The following is a 16701-nucleotide window of genomic DNA, read 5'->3' as shown; positions in this document are numbered from 1 at the left end:
GAGGTCATCATGCGTGACCTCACCAGGCTGGTGGCGGAAATCGCCCGGCTGGAGCAAATTTTGGGTAAGTGGTAGGAGCGCCCGGACTTGAACCGGGAACCGAGCCGTTATGAGCGGCTAGCTCTAACCAATTGAGCTACACTCCCACATGGGGTCTTCTATGTCATGAAAACCAGGCCGAACAACCCCATTTATGACCCACCGGTCCCCGTCCCGCTCCACCTGGACGAATAAGGGCTCGTCTTCAGTCCGCAGGGGCCGGCATATGCCTGCCCCAGCGTTCACGAGTCACCCTCACGGCGGTGCGTTCCTTCATCCTCTGCCCGACCTCCCGGCCAGGACAGCCTAAGCCAGCGTCAGCGTCACCGGCGTCATGCCGGCCAGGTGCGCTTCCACTTCCATCGGGCCCGTCGCCGGATGCTTCAGCCGCGCGCCGGTGATGATGACATCGCCCGCGTTCAGGCTCAGCCCGCGGCTGATGGCATGGTTGGCCAGCCAGGCAATGGCCTCGACAATCTGCTGCCAGCTGGCGCCGACCGCCGTGCTGGCCACGGGTGCGCCGTCATAGGCCAAACCGATCTCGAGCCCGGCCAGATCGAGCTCGGCCGGGGCCGGCAGGGCCGCGCCGACGATCACCGCGGCATTGCTCTGCAGGTCACCCATCTTGAGCAGGTGCGATGCCGCCACACCGGCATCGAACGAGCTGGCGCACATTTCCAGCGCCGGATGCAGCGACACGATCGCGGCCGCGGCGTCTTCAGGCGTATAGGGTGTGCCCTTGTCCGCCAGCGTCCGGCCCAGCTTGACGCCCACTTCCACCTCGGTGAGGAAGATCATCAGCCCTGCCTGGTCGAGGCGGGCGCCGTCGGCATGGTAGCGCGAGGCCGGGATCGGCGCGCACATCGGCTCGCCCTCTCCGCCCGCCAGCACCTTCCAGCCTCCCGCCGCGCCTTCAAGGCGCATCACCGCATCCTGCAGCTTATAGGCCTCGGCCAGTGTTTCCGGCACCCATTCGGCGGGCACTGCGGTGATCGGCTGCGCCGTGCGGCGGGCGTCAAACAGCGCCCGGGCGGCGGCTTCGATAGCGTCAGACATGGATTTCCTCATCAGGGGCGATTGGCGCCCTCTTGCCGTCACCATGGCCGATCCGCCCGACCCGGTGCAAGCCGCCTTGCCGCCATTGCGTCCACCCGCCGGCCCGCTTATTGTGCGCCAGGCGCGCATTGTTCGCCCAGCGCCCACGAGGAAACCCCGCCATGCGCGACGGCGACATCATCAACGGCCTCGTCAAGGGTCTGGCTGTCATCGAGTGCTTTGACGAGGAACATGCCAGCCTCTCGATCACCGACGTGGCCAACCGCACCGGGCTCGAACGGGCCACCGCCCGCCGCTGCCTGCTCACCCTCACCCATCTTGGCTACGCCACCTATGACGGCAAGTTCTTCCGCCTGACCCCGCGCATCCTCAATCTGGGCCATTCCTACCTCGCCGCCACCCCGCTGCCGCGGCTGATCCAGCCCTTCCTCGACGCGCTCTCCGCCCAGATCCACGAATCCTCCTCGGCCGCTGTGCTCGACAATACCGAGATCCTCTATATCGCCCGCGCCGCCCATCGCCGCGTCATGTCGATCAATCTGGGCGCTGGCGCCCATATGCCCGCCTATTGCACTTCCATGGGCCGCATCATGCTGGCCGCCCTGCCCGCGGCCCAGGCCGCCGACATCCTCAGCCGCTCCGATCTGATCGCCTATACCAGAAAGACCAGGGCCGACCTGGCCTCGATCACCACCGAGCTGGCCGTCGTCGCCGCCCAGGGCTTTGCCGTCATCGACGAGGAGCTCGAGCTTGGCCTCTGCTCCATCGCCGTGCCCCTGCTCAATGCCCAGGGCCAGACCGTCGCCGCGCTCAATATCGGCGCCCAGTCCAGCCGGGTCTCGACCTCGCACATGATCGCCCATTTCCTGCCGCTGATGCGCAAGGTGCAGGCCGAAGTTCAACCCTTGCTGCGCTAGGCGCCTACAGTGCCATCCGGTTCTGTAGTCCCCATGGGCGTGCCAAAGCACCGCCTGCAGCGCGGTTGTCACGAAGGAGCGGACCCCGAGGCGATCACCGCCCCTGGTAAATTTAAGAAATGAGACGATAACCGCCTCGGGGCGCCGGTTTTTGGAACTGTTCGGTCCTAGGGGTCGCTCGCCCTGTCGCAACCGAAGCGTGGAACCTGTGGGAGAGGCGTCTCCCACCCGGCTCACCCCACCACTGTTCGCCTGCAGGCCGCCGCGTGGGGTGATGCAGGCAAGTATGCCATGGGCCGGAGAGGCGGGGACAAGATGGACAAGGCGCGCAAAACCCCACGCCACTGTACCACGCCGTCCGAGAACGGCCGCTGCCTGGGAGATGCACCAGTGTCACAAACACCGGCTAAAACTTTCCATGCGCAGCGCCTGTCCTGCCTTGCGGGACTCCGCCCAGCCCTCTCAGAGCGGGCCTTAAGCAAGTGTCATATTTGCCGGGTGATCACGTGTGCATACCTGATCAATCAACAAATTCAATGCATTATCCTGTCATAAACGCGTCATGGGACTGCAATAAAACAGTCGCACGCCGCTTCTATGGTCGGCCACGTCAAAGGGCGGCGCCGGGGATGATGTCTCGGATCGGCTCGCCAGGTTTGAACGAATTCCGAAAAGGAAATCCCCATGAAGTCTGCAATTTTCGCCAGTGCTGCCGTCATCGCGCTCGTCGCGTTCGGCACCCCAGCCGCTTTCGCCCAGTCGCGCGATCAGATCCGTATCGTTGGTTCGTCTACCGTGTTCCCCTACACCCAGGCTGTTTCCGAGCAGTTCGCTGCCGCCACCGGCGGCACGGCTCCTGTCGTCGAATCGACCGGCACCGGCGGCGGCATGCAGATTTTCTGCGGCGGCGTTGGCCCCGACTTCCCTGACATTACCGGTGCATCGCGCGCCATGAAGCTGTCCGAGTTCGAGCTCTGCGCCCAGAATGGCGTCGACAATATCTCGGAAGTCCTGATCGGCTATGATGGCCTGTCCATCGCTCACTCCCAGTCGGGCCCGGACATGGACCTGACCAAGGCCCAGATCTTCCAGGCCCTGGCCGCCCAGGTCGAAGTTGACGGCGCGCTCGTCGACAATCCCTACACCAACTGGTCCGAGATCGACGCGTCGCTGCCCGACATGGCCATCACCGTGTTTGGCCCCCCGCCCACCTCCGGCACCCGCGACGCCTTTGTCGAGCTCGTGATGCTCGAAGGCTGCGAAGAGTTCCCCGCCATCGCCGCTCTTGAAGGCGATGCCAAGGAAGAGACCTGCTCGCGCATGCGTCAGGATGGTCCCTTCATCGAAGCCGGTGAAAATGACAACCTGATCGTGCAGCGCCTCAACGCCGACACCAATGCCCTGGGCATCTTCGGCTACTCGTTCCTGTTCGAAAACACCGACACCCTCAAGGACGTTGCCGTTGACGGCGTCGAAGCCAATGCCGACACCATCGCCGATGGCAGCTACCCCGTCTCGCGCCCGCTCTACATCTACATCAAGAACGCCCACAAGGGCGTGATCCCCGGCCTCGAGGAATTCGCCGAGGAATACGTCTCCGAGGCATCCTTCGGTGAAGGCGGCTACCTCTCCGAGCGCGGCCTGATCGTGCTGCCGGAAGCCGAACGCACCGCCACCCGTGATGCCGTCGTCGGCAGCACCGCAATGGTTGCTCCCGCCAAGTAACGCATCTGGAGCCGGGGTTCGCCCCGGCTCCTTCCTCTCGTTTCGCCCTGGAGGCCAAGTCGTGGTCGGATATCTGTTCCTGGCAATTGTGGTCTTCTCGCTCGGAGCCTTCTTCATCGGCCGATCCGCCGGTCAGCGCTTCGTTGCGGCCAATGGTGCCTCGACCCATTCGCTTCCCGGCTATCACGGCGCCTTCGTCGCCGTCTGGGTCGGCGTGCCCGCTCTGGTGCTGCTGCTGCTGTGGATGATGGCGCAGGGCGCGATCATCGACAACCTGCTGCTCTCCACCTTGCCGCAGGCCACCCTTGACGCCTCGAGCGCCGCCCAGCAGAACCTGCTGCTGTCCGAAATCAAGAATGTGGCCGCTGGTCGACTTTTCGGCGAACCTTCGGCGGAGGTCGCCGCTGCTGCCGATACGCTGGTGCGCTGGCAGCAGATTGCCTCCTGGCTGATGGCTGTTGTCGTCATCGCCGCCATGCTGCTCACCATGTTCTTTGCCTATGCCCGCCTGGCGCCGCGTTTCCGTGCGCGCAACGGCGTTGAGACCTTTACCTCCGGCATCATGATTGCCTGCTCGATAGCGGCGATCCTGACGACAATGGGCATTATCGCCTCGCTGCTCTATGAGAGCTTTGAGTTCTTCAAGCTGGTGCCGCTGCAGGAATTCCTCTTCGGCCTGCGCTGGGAGCCCCAGATCGCCATCCGCGCGGACCAGGTTGCCGGCAACGGCGCCTTTGGTGCGGTCCCGGTCTTTCTCGGCACCATCGTCATTGCCACCATCGCCATGGTCGTCGCCACCCCGATCGGCATCTTCACCGCCATCTATCTGACCGAATATGCCTCCGATCGCGTCCGCACCGTGGTCAAGCCGATCCTGGAAATCCTGGCCGGCGTGCCCACCGTGGTCTACGGCTTCTTCGCCGTGCTGACCGTCGCGCCCGCCATCCGCAATGCCGGCAGCCTGATGGGCATCGCCACCTCGCCAAACTCGGCGCTGGCGGCGGGTGCCGTCATGGGCATCATGATCATCCCCTTCATTTCCTCGCTGTCCGACGACGCGATCCGGGCCGTGCCGCGCACCATGCGCGACGGTTCGCTCGCCATGGGCGCCACCCGCGCCGAGACCATGACCAAGGTCCTGCTGCCCGCCGCCCTGCCCGGCATTATGGGCGGCCTGCTGCTCGCTCTGTCGCGCGCCATCGGCGAAACCATGATCGTGGTGATGGCGGCCGGCCTGATCGCTACCCTCAACATCAATCCGCTCGACTCGGTCACCACCGTGACCGTGCAGATCGTCACCCTGCTGATCGGCGACACCTCCTTTGACAACCCCAAGACGCTGGCCGCCTTTGCCCTGGGCCTGGTGCTCTTCCTGGTTACCCTGGGGCTCAACGTCATTGCATTGACCATCGTCCGCAAATACCGCGAACAGTACGACTGAGGCCACCATGTCCGAAGCAATCGTTTCAAGCCCCGCCATCAGTCAGGATCGCATCCGCCTGCGCAATCGCCGCAATGCGGCTGACTTCCGCCTGCGCGCCTATGGCATCGCCGCCATCGGCACCGCCATCGGCCTGCTGTCCATCCTGCTGTTCACGCTGGTCCTTGGCGGCTACTCCGCCTTCGTGCAGACCCATATCCGCGTCGATTTCCCGATCGCGGCCGAAAATGTCGATCCGGCCAATCCGGCCGAGGGCAATTGGCGCGCCGTGGTCAGCGATGCCATGCAGACCCTGGTGCCCGGCGCCCAGAGCCCGGCGGAAACCCGCGCCATCGCCCAGATCCTGACCAGCAATACCCAGTTCTTCGTGCGCAACGCCGTCCTCGCCAACCCGGCGGTCATTGGCGGCACGCTGACGCTCGACGTGCCGGCCGCCGACATCTTCGACCAGCTCAACAAGGGCAATATCAGCCGCGATACGCCCGAGCAGAACCGCCGCGTCAATGACCAGCAGATCGCCTGGTTCGATACGCTGGTCGAGAACGGCCGCGTCAGCACCCCCTTCAACTGGGGCCTGTTCGTCAATGCCGACAGCCGCTTCCCGGAAATCGCCGGCCTGTCTGGCGCCATCACCGGCTCCTTCTATGCCCTGCTGGTCTGCTTCCTGATCAGCTTCCCCATCGGCATCGGTGCAGCCGTCTATCTCGAGGAATTCGCGCCCAAGAACCGCTGGACCGATATCATCGAGGTCAACATCAACAACCTGGCAGCCGTGCCTTCCATCGTCTTCGGCCTGCTCGGTCTTGCCGTGTTCCTGCAGATTTTCGGCCTCCCCCGCTCCGCGCCGCTGGTGGGCGGCATGGTGCTGGCGCTGATGACCCTGCCCACCATCATCATCGTCACCCGCAACGCCCTCAAGGCCGTGCCCCCCTCGATCCGCGAGGCCGGCTACGGCATGGGCGCCTCGCCCCAGCAGGTCATCTGGCATCACGTTCTGCCGCTCTCGCTGCCGGGCATTCTGACGGGCACCATTATCGGCCTCGCCCAGGCCCTGGGCGAAACCGCGCCGCTGCTGCTGATCGGCATGAACGCCTTCATCACCAGCCCTCCAGGCGGCCTGATGGAGGCCTCGACCGCCCTGCCTACCCAGATCTACATCTGGGCCGATAGTCCCGAACGTGGCTTCGTTTCACGCACCTCGGCCGGCATTCTCGTCCTGCTCGGCTTCCTGCTCGTAATGAACGCCATTGCCATTTTCCTGCGCCAGCGCCTCGAGCGGCGCTGGTAGGCCCCGGCCCGCCACAAACCGAGCTTATAAGGAATGATGCAAATGGATATGGTCGCCGGCAAGCCCAAGATGACACAGCAATCAGTGAACAGCACCATGAACCCCACCGACGCCCTTGAACGGCCGATCCGCCTCTCTGCCCGCGACGTCACCGTCCACTATGGTGCCAAGCAGGCCTTGTTCGGCATTTCCATCGACATCCCTGACCGGGCCGTCACCTCCTTCATCGGGCCCTCGGGCTGCGGCAAGTCGACCTTCCTGCGCTGCATCAACCGCATGAATGACACCATCGAGGGCGCCAGGGTCGGCGGCAGCATCAAGCTCGATGGCGAGGACGTCTATGATCCGCAGCTCGACGTGGTCGAACTGCGCGCCCGCGTCGGCATGGTGTTCCAGAAGCCCAATCCCTTCCCCAAGTCCATCTACGACAACGTCGCCTATGGCCCCAAGATCCACGGCCTCGCGCGCTCCAAGACCGATCTCGACGAAATGGTCGTCTCCTCGCTGCGCAAGGCAGGCCTCTTCGAAGAGGTCAAGGACCGCCTGCAGGAGCCCGGCACCAGCCTCTCGGGTGGTCAGCAGCAGCGCCTGTGCATCGCCCGCGCCATCGCCGTCGGTCCCCAGGTCATCCTGATGGATGAGCCCTGCTCGGCCCTCGACCCGATCGCCACCGCCATCATCGAGGAACTGATCGACGAGCTGCGCGAAAACTACACCATCGTCATCGTCACCCACTCCATGCAGCAGGCCGCCCGCGTCAGCCAGCGCACGGCCTTCTTCCACCTGGGCAACCTGATCGAGGAAGGTGTCACCGAGGACATCTTCACAAACCCGGCGCACAAGCAGACCCAGGATTACATCATGGGCCGCATCGGCTAGTCCGGCCGCCCGCTCAAATGCGCGAACCGGCCCCGGCCGGTTCCCCGCCCCCAGGTTCAGAGGAACACCATGGCCCCCGATCATATCGTCTCGTCCTACAATGACGAACTCGTCGCCCTCGCCCAGACCATTGCCGAGATGGGTGGCCAGGTTGAAGTGGCCATCGAGAATGGCACCAAGGCCCTGCTCAAGCTCGATCGCGAGCTGGCGGACCTCACCATCATCGCCGATCAGCGCATCGACGACATGCAGCGCAAGATCGACGACATGGCCGTCTCCATGATCGCCCGCCGCCAGCCCATGGCCTCGGACCTGCGCTCCATCATCACGGCCATCCACGTCGCTTCCGATCTCGAGCGCGTCGGCGACATGGCCAAGCAGCTGGCCCGCCGCTCGCTCAAGATCGAGGGGCTCACCCTGCAGCCCACCTTCTACAACGGCGTGCGCAACATGACCGCCCTGGTGCTGCGCCAGATCAAGGAATCGCTGGACGCCTATTCCAACCGCGATGCCGAGGGCGCCATCCAGGTCTGCAACCGCGATGACGAGGTGGATGCCATGTACACCTCCCTGTTCCGCGAACTGCTCACCTACATGATGGAAGATCCGCGCAACATCACCCCCTGCACCCATCTGCTGTTCTGCGCCAAGAGCCTGGAACGCATTGGCGACCACGCCACCAATATCGCCGAACGTGCCTATTACCTGCAGACCGGCAAGCAGCTTTCGAGCGATGTCGAAGAACTGCAGCGCACGCAGATCAAGGCGTAGAGCAAATGCCGGCCACCATTCTCGTCGTCGAGGACGAAGGCGATATCGCCATCCTCCTGCGTTACAATCTCGAGGCCGAGGGCTTCCGCGTCGTGACCGCCGAAACCGGCGACGAGGCCCAGCATGCCATCCAGGACAAGCTGCCCGATCTGATCCTGCTCGACTGGATGCTGCCCGAAATCTCCGGCATCGAGCTGTGCCGGCGCCTGCGCGCCCGCGAGGAAACCGCCCGCGTGCCCATCATCATGCTCACCGCCCGCGGTGAGGAGGAAGAGCGCGTCCGGGGTCTCGCCACCGGCGCCGACGACTATGTGGTCAAGCCCTTCTCGGTGCCCGAACTGATCGCCCGCATCCACGCGCTGCTGCGCCGCGCCAATCCAAACCTGGTCACCGCCGCGCTCAAGGTCGGCGATCTCGAGCTCGACCGCACCACCCACCGGGTCCGCCGCGCCGCCCGCGACGTCCATCTCGGCCCCACCGAATACCGCCTGCTCGAATATCTGATGCGCCATCCCGGTCGCGTCTACTCCCGCGAACAGCTCCTCGATGGCGTCTGGGGCAATGACGTCTATGTCGACGAGCGCACCGTCGACGTCCATATCGGCCGCCTCCGCCGCGCCATCAATCGCGGCCGCGAAACCGACCCCATCCGCACCGTCCGCGGCGCCGGCTACGCCTTCGACGAAAGATTCGCCCAGGTCGCCTGAGACCCCTCGCCCCCACCCAGCCTCCCCCTGGAGGGGAGGAACAGCGCAGTGCTTGCCTGAATTGGTACCCCAACCGCGATGGGTCTCTCCCCCTTCAGGGAGAGGCTGGGTGAGGGCTTCCCTCATGGCAGGCACGGCAGGTGCATTCCCCCTCACACCTCTGGCGTATCGCGCAGCGGCATGTCGTCGTCCAGCCGCACCGTCTGCCGTTCGATCATCCGGTGCACGCGCGGCGGGCCGTCGCCGCGGTGCAGGCCGCGCAGCAGCTCGGTATTTTCCGCATCGGCCTTGGTGCGCCGCAGATTGTGCCGCACATAGTCGATCCAGGTCGGCACGTGATAGCTCTCCACCCAGAGTTCAGGCTGTTCCAGGTCGCGCAGCAGGGCCCATTGCCGCGCCCCGTCGCGGATGCGGATGCGCCGGCGGTCGGCCATCAGCGCCAGGAAGCGCGGGATGTCGGCCTGCTCGATGCGATAGTCGATCATCACCATGATCGGCCCGCTGCGCGCCCGCAGGTTGAGCTTGAGAATGGGCTCGTTGAAGGTGCCCAGCGGATTGAGGTCGCGCGAATTGAACTGCGGCAGCGGCAGCCGCAGCCCCACCGCTGCACAGACCAGCAGCACCCAGCCCGCCATGGCCAGCGCCCAGTCCGGCCCGAAGGCATCGGCGCTGAGGCCCCAGATCCAGCTGCCGGCCGCCATGCCGCCAAAGGTCGCCGTCTGGTACAGCGACAGGGCCCGCCCCACCACCCAGCGCGGCGCGGACAGCTGGATGGAGACGTTGAACAGCGACAGCGCCAGCACCCAACAGGCGCCCGCCGGCAGCAGCACGAAATGGCTCAGCAGCGGATCACGGCTGAAGCCCAGGCCGGCGCAGCTGATGGCAAAGCCGATGCACGCCGCCCGCACGATGATTTCATTGCTGTAGCGCTCGCGCACCCGGCCATTGAGAAAGGCCCCGCCGATCGCGCCCAGCCCGAAGCAGCCCAGCAGCGTGCCATAGGCCAGCGCGCCGCCGCCGACATATTCGGCCGCCACCGAGGGCAGCAGCGCCAGCACGGCAATCGCCGCCAGCCCGAACAGGAAGCCGCGCAGCAGCACGGTGGTCAGGTTGGGCGACAGCGACACATAGCGGATGCCCGCCCACATGGCGCTGCCGAATTTCTCGCGCGGCAGGCGGTTGGGCACGCGTTCGGGCTTCCAGCGCCCCAGCGCCAGCAGCAGCGGCCCATAGGACAGCGCATTGACCGCAAAGGCGGCACCCGCGCCGGCCAGGGCCACGATCAGCCCGCCCACCGCCGGGCCGACGCTGCGCATCATGTTGAAACCCATCGAGTTGAGCGTCACCGCGCCGGGCAGTTCCTCCCGCGGCACGATATCGCCCATCGAGGCCTGCCAGGACGGGTTGAACAGCGCCGTGCCGCAGCCGATCAGAAAGGTGAAGCTCAGCAGCAGCCAGGGCGTGAGCAGGCCCAGATAGGCCAGCACGGCCAGCGTGATCGAGATCACCATCATGCCACCCTGCGCGATCAGCATGACCACGCGGCGGTCGAAATTGTCCGCCAGCGCCCCGGCGGCCAGCGAAAACACCATGATCGGCAGGGTGGTAGACGCCTGCACCAGCGCGATCATGTTGTGCGAGTCCGTCAGCGTCGTCATCATCCAGCCGGCGCCCACCGACTGCACCAGCCCGCCCAGATTGCTCACCAGCGTCGCGGTCCACAGCAGCCGGAACGTCTCGTGCCGGAACGGCGCCAGCATTGACGTTCTCTCGGCCATGGCGTGTCCTCGCAGGGCTGGTAGCAATACCCCGTCTTGGGCCAGTCGGCCGGTTTTGACAAGCCAATGCCGTGCCGGCGCCGTCCACCCGCATCATCACGTTCGCCGTCTCAGCAGCAGGTTGTGGCGCTGCCCGCCCCGCGCTCAGACCCCGCTGGGCACGATGCGGAAATCATTGCCCTCGGGCAGCAGCTGCCCGCCATCCACCACGATGGTGGTGCCGGTAATATAGCTGGCATCGTCCGAGGCCAGGAACAGGAAGGCATTGGCCACGTCCCGCGCGCTGCCCAGCCGGCCCAGCGGAATGGCGCTTTCCATATCGGCGATGAAGGCCGGGCCGCGATGCTCTTCCATCGCCTCTGTCAGGATATTGCCCGGCTCCACCCCGTTGACGGTAATGCCATAGCCGGAAAATTCCAGCGCCGCCGAGCGGATGAAGCCGTTGATCCCCGCCTTGCTGGCCCCGTAATGGCCGTGTCCCGGGCTGGTCACATGCGGCCCGGTGATCGAGGAGGTGAAGAGGATCCGCCCGTACTTCTGTGCTCGCATCGGCTGCAGCGCCGCCTTGGCGGCGTTGAAGCTGCCGCGCAGATTGACCGCCATCACCCGGTCCCAGTCGTCCGGCGTCGTGTCCTCGATCAGCTGCCAGGGATAGATCCCGGCATTCTGCACCACGATGTCGAGCCTGCCATAGGTCGCCACCGCCAGCGCCACCGCCGCTTCGGCATCGGCATAGCTGGAAATGTCGGTGCGGATGAAGGTGCCGCCCAGCTCGTCGGCGCTGGCCCGTCCGGCCGCTTCCTCCCAGTCGGCCAGCACCAGATTGGCGCCTTCCTCGACAAAGCGCTTGGCCGTGCCCTTGCCGATGCCGCGCGCCGCCCCGATGACGAGGGCCGTCTTGCCCGCCAGCCGTCCATTCATGCTCATGCCAGTTTCTTCCGGATCGATTGTTTGAGAGTGTCGAGCAGCACCGCCGCCAGCACCAGCAGGCCATGGATGACCTGGGTGAAATGCGCCGGCAGGCCCATCAGGTTGATTGCCGTATTGATCGCCGACAGCAGCAGCACGCCGGCATAAACCCCCGGCAGCGCGCCGACGCCGCCCTTGAGGCTGACGCCGCCGATCACCACCGCGGCAAAGGCGTTGAACAGCATGCCGGTGCCCAGATTGGCCGTGGCCCCCGAGGTGCGGATCGCCAGCAGCCACCCGGCAAGCGCGGCAACCGTGCCCGACAGCAGGAAGGCGATCATCAGCACCTTGTCCACCTTGATGCCGGCGCGGAAGGCCGCCGCCTCATTGCCGCCGATCATCAGCAGGTGCCGTCCATAGCGCGTCTTGGCCATCATGAAGGAAAAGCCGACAAAGCAGGCAATGGCGATATAGGCCGTCAGCGGCAGGCCCAGAAAGCGCTGGATCGCCAGAAAGCGCAGCTCGTCGGCCAGGTTCTGCGCCGAGCGCCCGCCCGATAGCGCCACCACCAGCCCGCGTACCCAGATGAAGCTGGACAGCGTGACGATGAAGGCATTCATCTTGATCTTGATGACGAGATAACCGTTGAGCAGCCCGACCACCGCCCCGACCGCGAGACTCAGCGCCAGCGAGGCCGGCACCACCAGCCAGCCCGGCGTCAGCTCCACCCCCAGGCCGATGCCCGAGGAGGCGAACACCATGCTGGCGGCCATGGCGCTCAGCGCCGCCACCGATTCCACGGAGAGGTCCATGTGCCCGGCAATGATCACCAGCGCCAGGCCAATCGACATCACCCCCAGCACGGTGGATTGCTCGATGATATTGGCGAAGATCCCGGGCTGGAAATAGTTCGGGATCGTCGCTGAAAAGATCGCCAGCACCGCCAGCAGCATGAACCAGACCAGGTTGTCGAGCACGAGTTCGAGCGCGCGGCGCGATTGGGGCGTCATCGTATTTCTCGCAAAAAGCGGGGGACCAGACCCCTCCCGCCTTTGGCGGAAGGGGCAGTGTTTGGTCTAGGTAATTTCACTACCAGGTTGCCCGGGCTCTATCGCCCCCTCCCCCTTGAGGGGAGGGTCGGGGTGGGGGTCGCTTCGTGGTCATTCCCAGGCCCCCCTCCCTCGGTCCCTCCCTTCAAGGGGAGGGAAGCACAAGGGCCCTGAGTCAGGCAAAGTGTGAAAAGCTCTAGGGAACCGGCGTCACGGCTGCGGTGGGCGGCTGCAGATTGCCCCAGAAGGCGGCGTCGTCGACATTGTCCGGGGTGATCGCGGCGCCCGGGATCTTGATGGTCGGGCCCCATTCTTCATTGGTCACCACCGATTTGAGGCCGAGCACGTCATATTCGCCCGGCTCGATCGGCTGCTTGGCCACGATCTTGTCCATGAACATGGCCACGGCAGCAGCCTGGGCATAGAGCGGCTGCTCCACTTCCACCTGCATCCAGCCGTCGCGGATCATCTGCAGCGCCACCGGCGCCCCGTTCGAGCTCATCACATAGACGTCGCCGGGCTGCTTGCCGGCTGCTTCCAGCGATGCCACGGCGGCCACCGACAGATGGGCGGCATGGCTGAACACGATATCGATGTCCGGATTGGCCAGCAGCTGGTCGGAAACGATGGTCCCGGCATTGCTGGCTTCCCACATCATGGCGGGCTGGCTGATGATGGTGACCTCGGGGAAGGCCGCCATCTTTTCCTCAAAGCCCTTCTGGATATCGAGCGTATAGGGGTCGCCGGGGTCGCCCAGCACCTGCAGCACCTTGCCCTTGACCGAGCCGTTCTTCTCGGTCAGCAGGCGTTCCACCTGCTCGGCCGCCACATAGCCGATCTCGACCGTCCCGGCCACCGAGGTGAAGTCCGACATGGTCGAGGAGATCTGGCGGTCGAATTGGATCACCGGAATGCCGGCGGCGCGCGCCGCCTCCACCGATGGCGCCAGCGCATTGAAGTCCACCGCCGCCAGGATGATCGCCTTGGGCGCCAGCGTGATCACGTCATTCATCTGGCTCTGCTGCAGATCGGTCTTGTTGTCGGCATTGAGCGTCGTCATCTCGTAGCCGACCTGCTCGAGGAACATTTCGAGCGCGCTGACCGAACCGGTCTGGAATTCGTCGAGCAGGGTCGGGACCATGTAATAGACGGTTCCCTTTTCCTGCGAAAAAGCCGGGTTCACCATCCCGGCTGCGCCGGCCAGCAGAACCATGCCCCATTGCACCATGTGCTTCATTCGTTTCGCTCCTGTGCACCGGATCCCTCCGTCGCGCCCCCTACCGGTCCGGCACCGGTGAGGGTTTCGCCCGTGATCATGCCGATCACTGCGTCCGCGTTTGTCTGTTTGGTCGGCACATCGCCCGCCACCACGCCCTGGCGGATGACCACCATGCGGTCCGCCACCTGGAAGGCCTGCTGCATGATATGGGTGATGATCACCACCCCGATGCCCTGCGCCGCCACCTGCCGGATCATCTCCAGCCCGCGCTTGGTCTGCTCCACGCCCAGCGCCGCAAAGGGTTCGTCCAGCAGCACCAGCTTGCCGCCCCAATGCACGAAGCGGTTGAGCTCGATGGCCTGGCGCTGGCCGCCCGACAGGTGCTCCACCTTGCTGCGCAGCGAGGGAATGCGCGTACCGGCCGTGGCCATGGCCTTGGCCACCTGCTCTTCCATGCGCGCCTCGTCGAGCACCTTGATGCCCATGATCGATCGCGTCAGCTCGCGCCCCATGAAGAAATTGGCGACGACGTCGACATTGGTGCAGAGCGAGAGGTCCTGATAGACCGTCTCGATCCCGGCCGCCTTGGCCTCCGACGGCGATTTCGGCGCGAAGGGTCTGCCTTCAAAGCTCATGTCGCCCGAACTGGCGTCGAGCCCGCCCGAGATGATCTTGACCAGCGTGGATTTGCCGGCGCCATTGTCGCCCAGCAGGGCAATGACCTCGCCCTTGGCAATGGAAAAGGACACACCGCGCAAGGCCTGCACGGCCCCGTAATTCTTGGTGATATTGTCGAGGACGAGAAGGGGCTCGCTCATGCTGCCAGTCCATTCGAAAACGGATCGCGTTTCTGCGCGCGATCGGGGGAAGATGTGATCTCCTGCCGGGGTGACAGGACACCGGAGACAGCCAGGGCCGCCGCGCCGCGCATCACCGACTGGCGGCCGGTCGAGGCGATGACCCGCGGCGTGGTGCGGTCATAGCGGGCGGAAATCGAGCTGGGCAAAACCGCGGTTGTCGCCACCAGCGCGGTGATCAGCTCGCCCGGCGCGATGCCGCCCAGCACCACGGCCTGCGGGTCGAACAGGTTTTCGATGGTCTGAATGGCGCTGTGAAAGATCGGCGTGACCTCTTCCACCCACTCGGCCTGGCTCTGGCCGTCCCGCCGGTTGCTGAACGCGTCCAGCGACAGGTAGCGCTCGAGACACCCCGCATTGCCGCAGGGACAGAGCCGCCCGCCCGGCATCAGCGGAATATGGCCAATTTCGCCGGCATTGCCCCAGGCGCCGCGCACCGGCACGCCGTCCTGCATCATCGTGCCGCCCAGGCCGACGCCGAAATGCAGGTAGTAGAACTGCCCGATCCCGGCGCCCTCGCCATAGAGCCGCACGCCGAGCGCCGCCGCCACCGTATCGGCGGCGATGAAGGCGGGCAGCTTGCTCACCTCTTCGAGCCGCGCCCGCACCGGCACCCCAGCCCAGCCGTCCAGCGTCGTCGGTCCGACAAAGCTCATCGATTGCACGTCGAACGGGCCCGGCATGGCCAGCCCTACCCCCAGGATCCGCCCGTCCTGCCGCAGCGCCCGCATCTCGGCCACCAGTTCGCCGATCAGGGCAAAGGCTTCGTGCGGGCTGGCATGGGCATGGCTGCGCGCCGCACTGCCCAGCATGTCGCCGGCCAGGTTCATCAGCGCCGCCTCGACGCCCAGCGGCGTGATGGAAATGCCCACGGCATAGCCGCCATCCGGATTGAGGCGCAGCGTCGTCGGCGGCAGGCCGCGACCCTTGGGCGCCTCGCGCACCGACAGCAGGTAATTCTGGTCTTCGAGTTCGCGCACGATGGTCGAGACGGTCTGCACCGTCAGCCCGACCCTTGCGGCGATGTCGCCGCGCGTGGCCGGGCCGCCATTGCGGATGCATTCGAGCACAATCCGCCGGTTATACGGCCGGGCCTGCTCCTGATTGGTACCGCGCAAAACCATGTTCTGCCCCCTCGATAGGCAGAGATTGGCAGTGCCTATTTATTATGTCAATTGGAATTCAAAAATAGCACCGGCGTTGATCGCATTCGAGAGAGTCCGCGGACCGTCCTGCCTGGCACTCGACGGCAAGCTATGACAATAGTCTGGATAAAGAATTCATTCCTGCTTAGACTTCGGTCAAATTTGTTGACATATCTAAAACGCCAATAAATACATGGATTTACATGCAGCGCACTGCACAGCGATCAACCAGCAGACTTATGCGGCAGGCTGGATTCAATCCAGCGCAAACTATATTGCCGAACTGACAATTATCAAATAAAACCGTACTATTCAGGACCAATCCGACCCGGACGGAGCATATGCCATGCTCGACGTGCGTAGTTTTGTTGTCGCATTGCTTATCGTTCTCTCAAGCGTCTGCTGCGTTGTTGCGCCAGCCTATGGCCAGCAGGTGGGCGCCGTCCTGGTGGAAAACCAGCTAGAACCGGGCCAGGAGAGGGTAGCGTCGACGGCGCCCGAATTGGAACAGGTGGCCATCATGCCGACCTTTGATGCCGCCGAGTTCGCCGCCAAGGCCAATTTCATGGTTCTGCTCTCCGCTATTACGGCCGGGCTCATGGTCTTTACCCTGGCGCTGCTGGTCGCCATCGGCTGGAAGACCGGGTTGAACGCGGAATTTACGCGCACCCTCATTCTTGTCGTCATCGTCTTCGCCGCGCTCTACCTGATCTCGGCGGGGTACTCCAACGAACAGGCCGCGCCGGTCTATGGATTGTTGGGCACCATTGCCGGTTACTTGTTTGGCCGCGCAAGCGAGCCGAAGGCTGCCGCCAGCACCGATGGCGCCGTCTCACCGGGCAAGACCGGCACCGGAGGGGGTTCCGCTCAGCCGACCAGGGAAAACGCCATTACCCCTGGTCCGGTACAGGAGCGCTGACC

15 protein-coding genes and 1 tRNA gene are annotated in these 16701 nt (G+C 64.9%); 8 read left to right on the top strand and 8 right to left on the bottom strand.

Features of this window, described 5'->3' with window-relative positions; all coding sequences use genetic code 11:
- Window positions 1-69: 69 nt before the first annotated feature.
- Together AC4NN3_RS16360 and AC4NN3_RS16355 are read right to left on the bottom strand one after the other, a co-directional pair.
- Window positions 70-146 (bottom strand) — tRNA-Ile (locus tag AC4NN3_RS16360).
- A 199-nt stretch (window positions 147-345) separates the two neighbouring features.
- Entirely contained in the window at window positions 346-1095 is a 750-nt protein-coding gene (locus AC4NN3_RS16355; RefSeq protein WP_491928148.1) for a 2-keto-4-pentenoate hydratase, read from the bottom strand.
- Between the two features lie 161 nt (window positions 1096-1256).
- Between AC4NN3_RS16355 and AC4NN3_RS16350 the strand changes: the two genes are divergently transcribed.
- The 7 genes from AC4NN3_RS16350 to phoB all read left to right on the top strand — a co-directional run bounded on the left by AC4NN3_RS16350 (window position 1257) and on the right by phoB (window position 8823).
- A complete protein-coding gene (locus AC4NN3_RS16350) occupies window positions 1257-2012 on the top strand; it encodes an IclR family transcriptional regulator domain-containing protein (RefSeq protein WP_491928147.1) in 756 nt (251 codons plus the stop codon).
- Between the two features lie 684 nt (window positions 2013-2696).
- Window positions 2697-3737 (top strand): substrate-binding domain-containing protein, encoded by a 1041-nt coding sequence (locus tag AC4NN3_RS16345; protein WP_491928146.1) that lies wholly within the window; start codon window positions 2697-2699, stop codon window positions 3735-3737.
- 61 nt (window positions 3738-3798) lie between these two features.
- Entirely contained in the window at window positions 3799-5178 is a 1380-nt protein-coding gene (gene pstC, locus AC4NN3_RS16340) for a phosphate ABC transporter permease subunit PstC (RefSeq protein WP_491928145.1), read from the top strand.
- A 7-nt stretch (window positions 5179-5185) separates the two neighbouring features.
- Window positions 5186-6466, top strand: coding sequence for a phosphate ABC transporter permease PstA (pstA, locus tag AC4NN3_RS16335; protein ID WP_491928144.1), 1281 nt, complete (start codon window positions 5186-5188; stop codon window positions 6464-6466).
- A 96-nt stretch (window positions 6467-6562) separates the two neighbouring features.
- Complete coding sequence (gene pstB / locus AC4NN3_RS16330) at window positions 6563-7345, top strand: phosphate ABC transporter ATP-binding protein PstB (RefSeq protein WP_491928161.1); 783 nt, start codon at window positions 6563-6565, stop codon at window positions 7343-7345.
- Between the two features lie 69 nt (window positions 7346-7414).
- On the top strand, window positions 7415-8116 hold the full coding sequence (phoU, locus tag AC4NN3_RS16325; protein WP_491928143.1) for a phosphate signaling complex protein PhoU: 702 nt from the start codon (window positions 7415-7417) through the stop codon (window positions 8114-8116).
- 5 nt (window positions 8117-8121) lie between these two features.
- Window positions 8122-8823 carry a phosphate regulon transcriptional regulator PhoB gene (phoB, locus tag AC4NN3_RS16320; RefSeq protein WP_491928142.1) on the top strand — a complete coding sequence of 234 codons (702 nt, stop codon included), beginning with the start codon at window positions 8122-8124 and terminating at the stop codon, window positions 8821-8823.
- Window positions 8824-8975: 152 nt separating this feature from the next.
- Here the strand turns inward: phoB and AC4NN3_RS16315 are convergent, their stop codons facing one another.
- From AC4NN3_RS16315 to AC4NN3_RS16290, 6 genes are all read right to left on the bottom strand, one after another.
- Window positions 8976-10601 (bottom strand): MFS transporter, encoded by a 1626-nt coding sequence (locus tag AC4NN3_RS16315; protein ID WP_491928141.1) that lies wholly within the window; start codon window positions 10599-10601, stop codon window positions 8976-8978.
- 144 nt (window positions 10602-10745) lie between these two features.
- Window positions 10746-11522 (bottom strand): SDR family NAD(P)-dependent oxidoreductase, encoded by a 777-nt coding sequence (locus tag AC4NN3_RS16310; RefSeq protein WP_491928160.1) that lies wholly within the window; start codon window positions 11520-11522, stop codon window positions 10746-10748.
- Between the two features lie 2 nt (window positions 11523-11524).
- Window positions 11525-12520, bottom strand: a complete 996-nt coding sequence (locus tag AC4NN3_RS16305) for an ABC transporter permease (RefSeq protein ID WP_491928140.1) — start codon at window positions 12518-12520, stop codon at window positions 11525-11527.
- Between the two features lie 235 nt (window positions 12521-12755).
- The gene (locus AC4NN3_RS16300) at window positions 12756-13787 is read right to left on the bottom strand and encodes a sugar ABC transporter substrate-binding protein (protein ID WP_491928159.1); all 1032 of its coding nucleotides are present in this window, start codon (window positions 13785-13787) and stop codon (window positions 12756-12758) included.
- A 5-nt stretch (window positions 13788-13792) separates the two neighbouring features.
- Window positions 13793-14596, bottom strand: coding sequence for an ATP-binding cassette domain-containing protein (locus AC4NN3_RS16295; RefSeq protein WP_491928139.1), 804 nt, complete (start codon window positions 14594-14596; stop codon window positions 13793-13795).
- Complete coding sequence (locus AC4NN3_RS16290) at window positions 14593-15759, bottom strand: ROK family transcriptional regulator (RefSeq protein WP_491928138.1); 1167 nt, start codon at window positions 15757-15759, stop codon at window positions 14593-14595. Before AC4NN3_RS16290 ends, AC4NN3_RS16295 begins: the two co-directional genes overlap by 4 nt.
- A gap of 367 nt (window positions 15760-16126) precedes the next feature.
- Here AC4NN3_RS16290 and AC4NN3_RS16285 point away from each other — a divergent pair, with 367 nt between their 5' ends.
- Window positions 16127-16699, top strand: a complete 573-nt coding sequence (locus AC4NN3_RS16285) for a hypothetical protein (protein ID WP_491928137.1) — start codon at window positions 16127-16129, stop codon at window positions 16697-16699.
- Window positions 16700-16701 lie beyond the last annotated feature (2 nt).

Source organism: Devosia sp. MDV22-iso42, from assembly GCF_058629155.1.
This window is presented reverse-complemented; position numbering and strand designations above follow the sequence as displayed.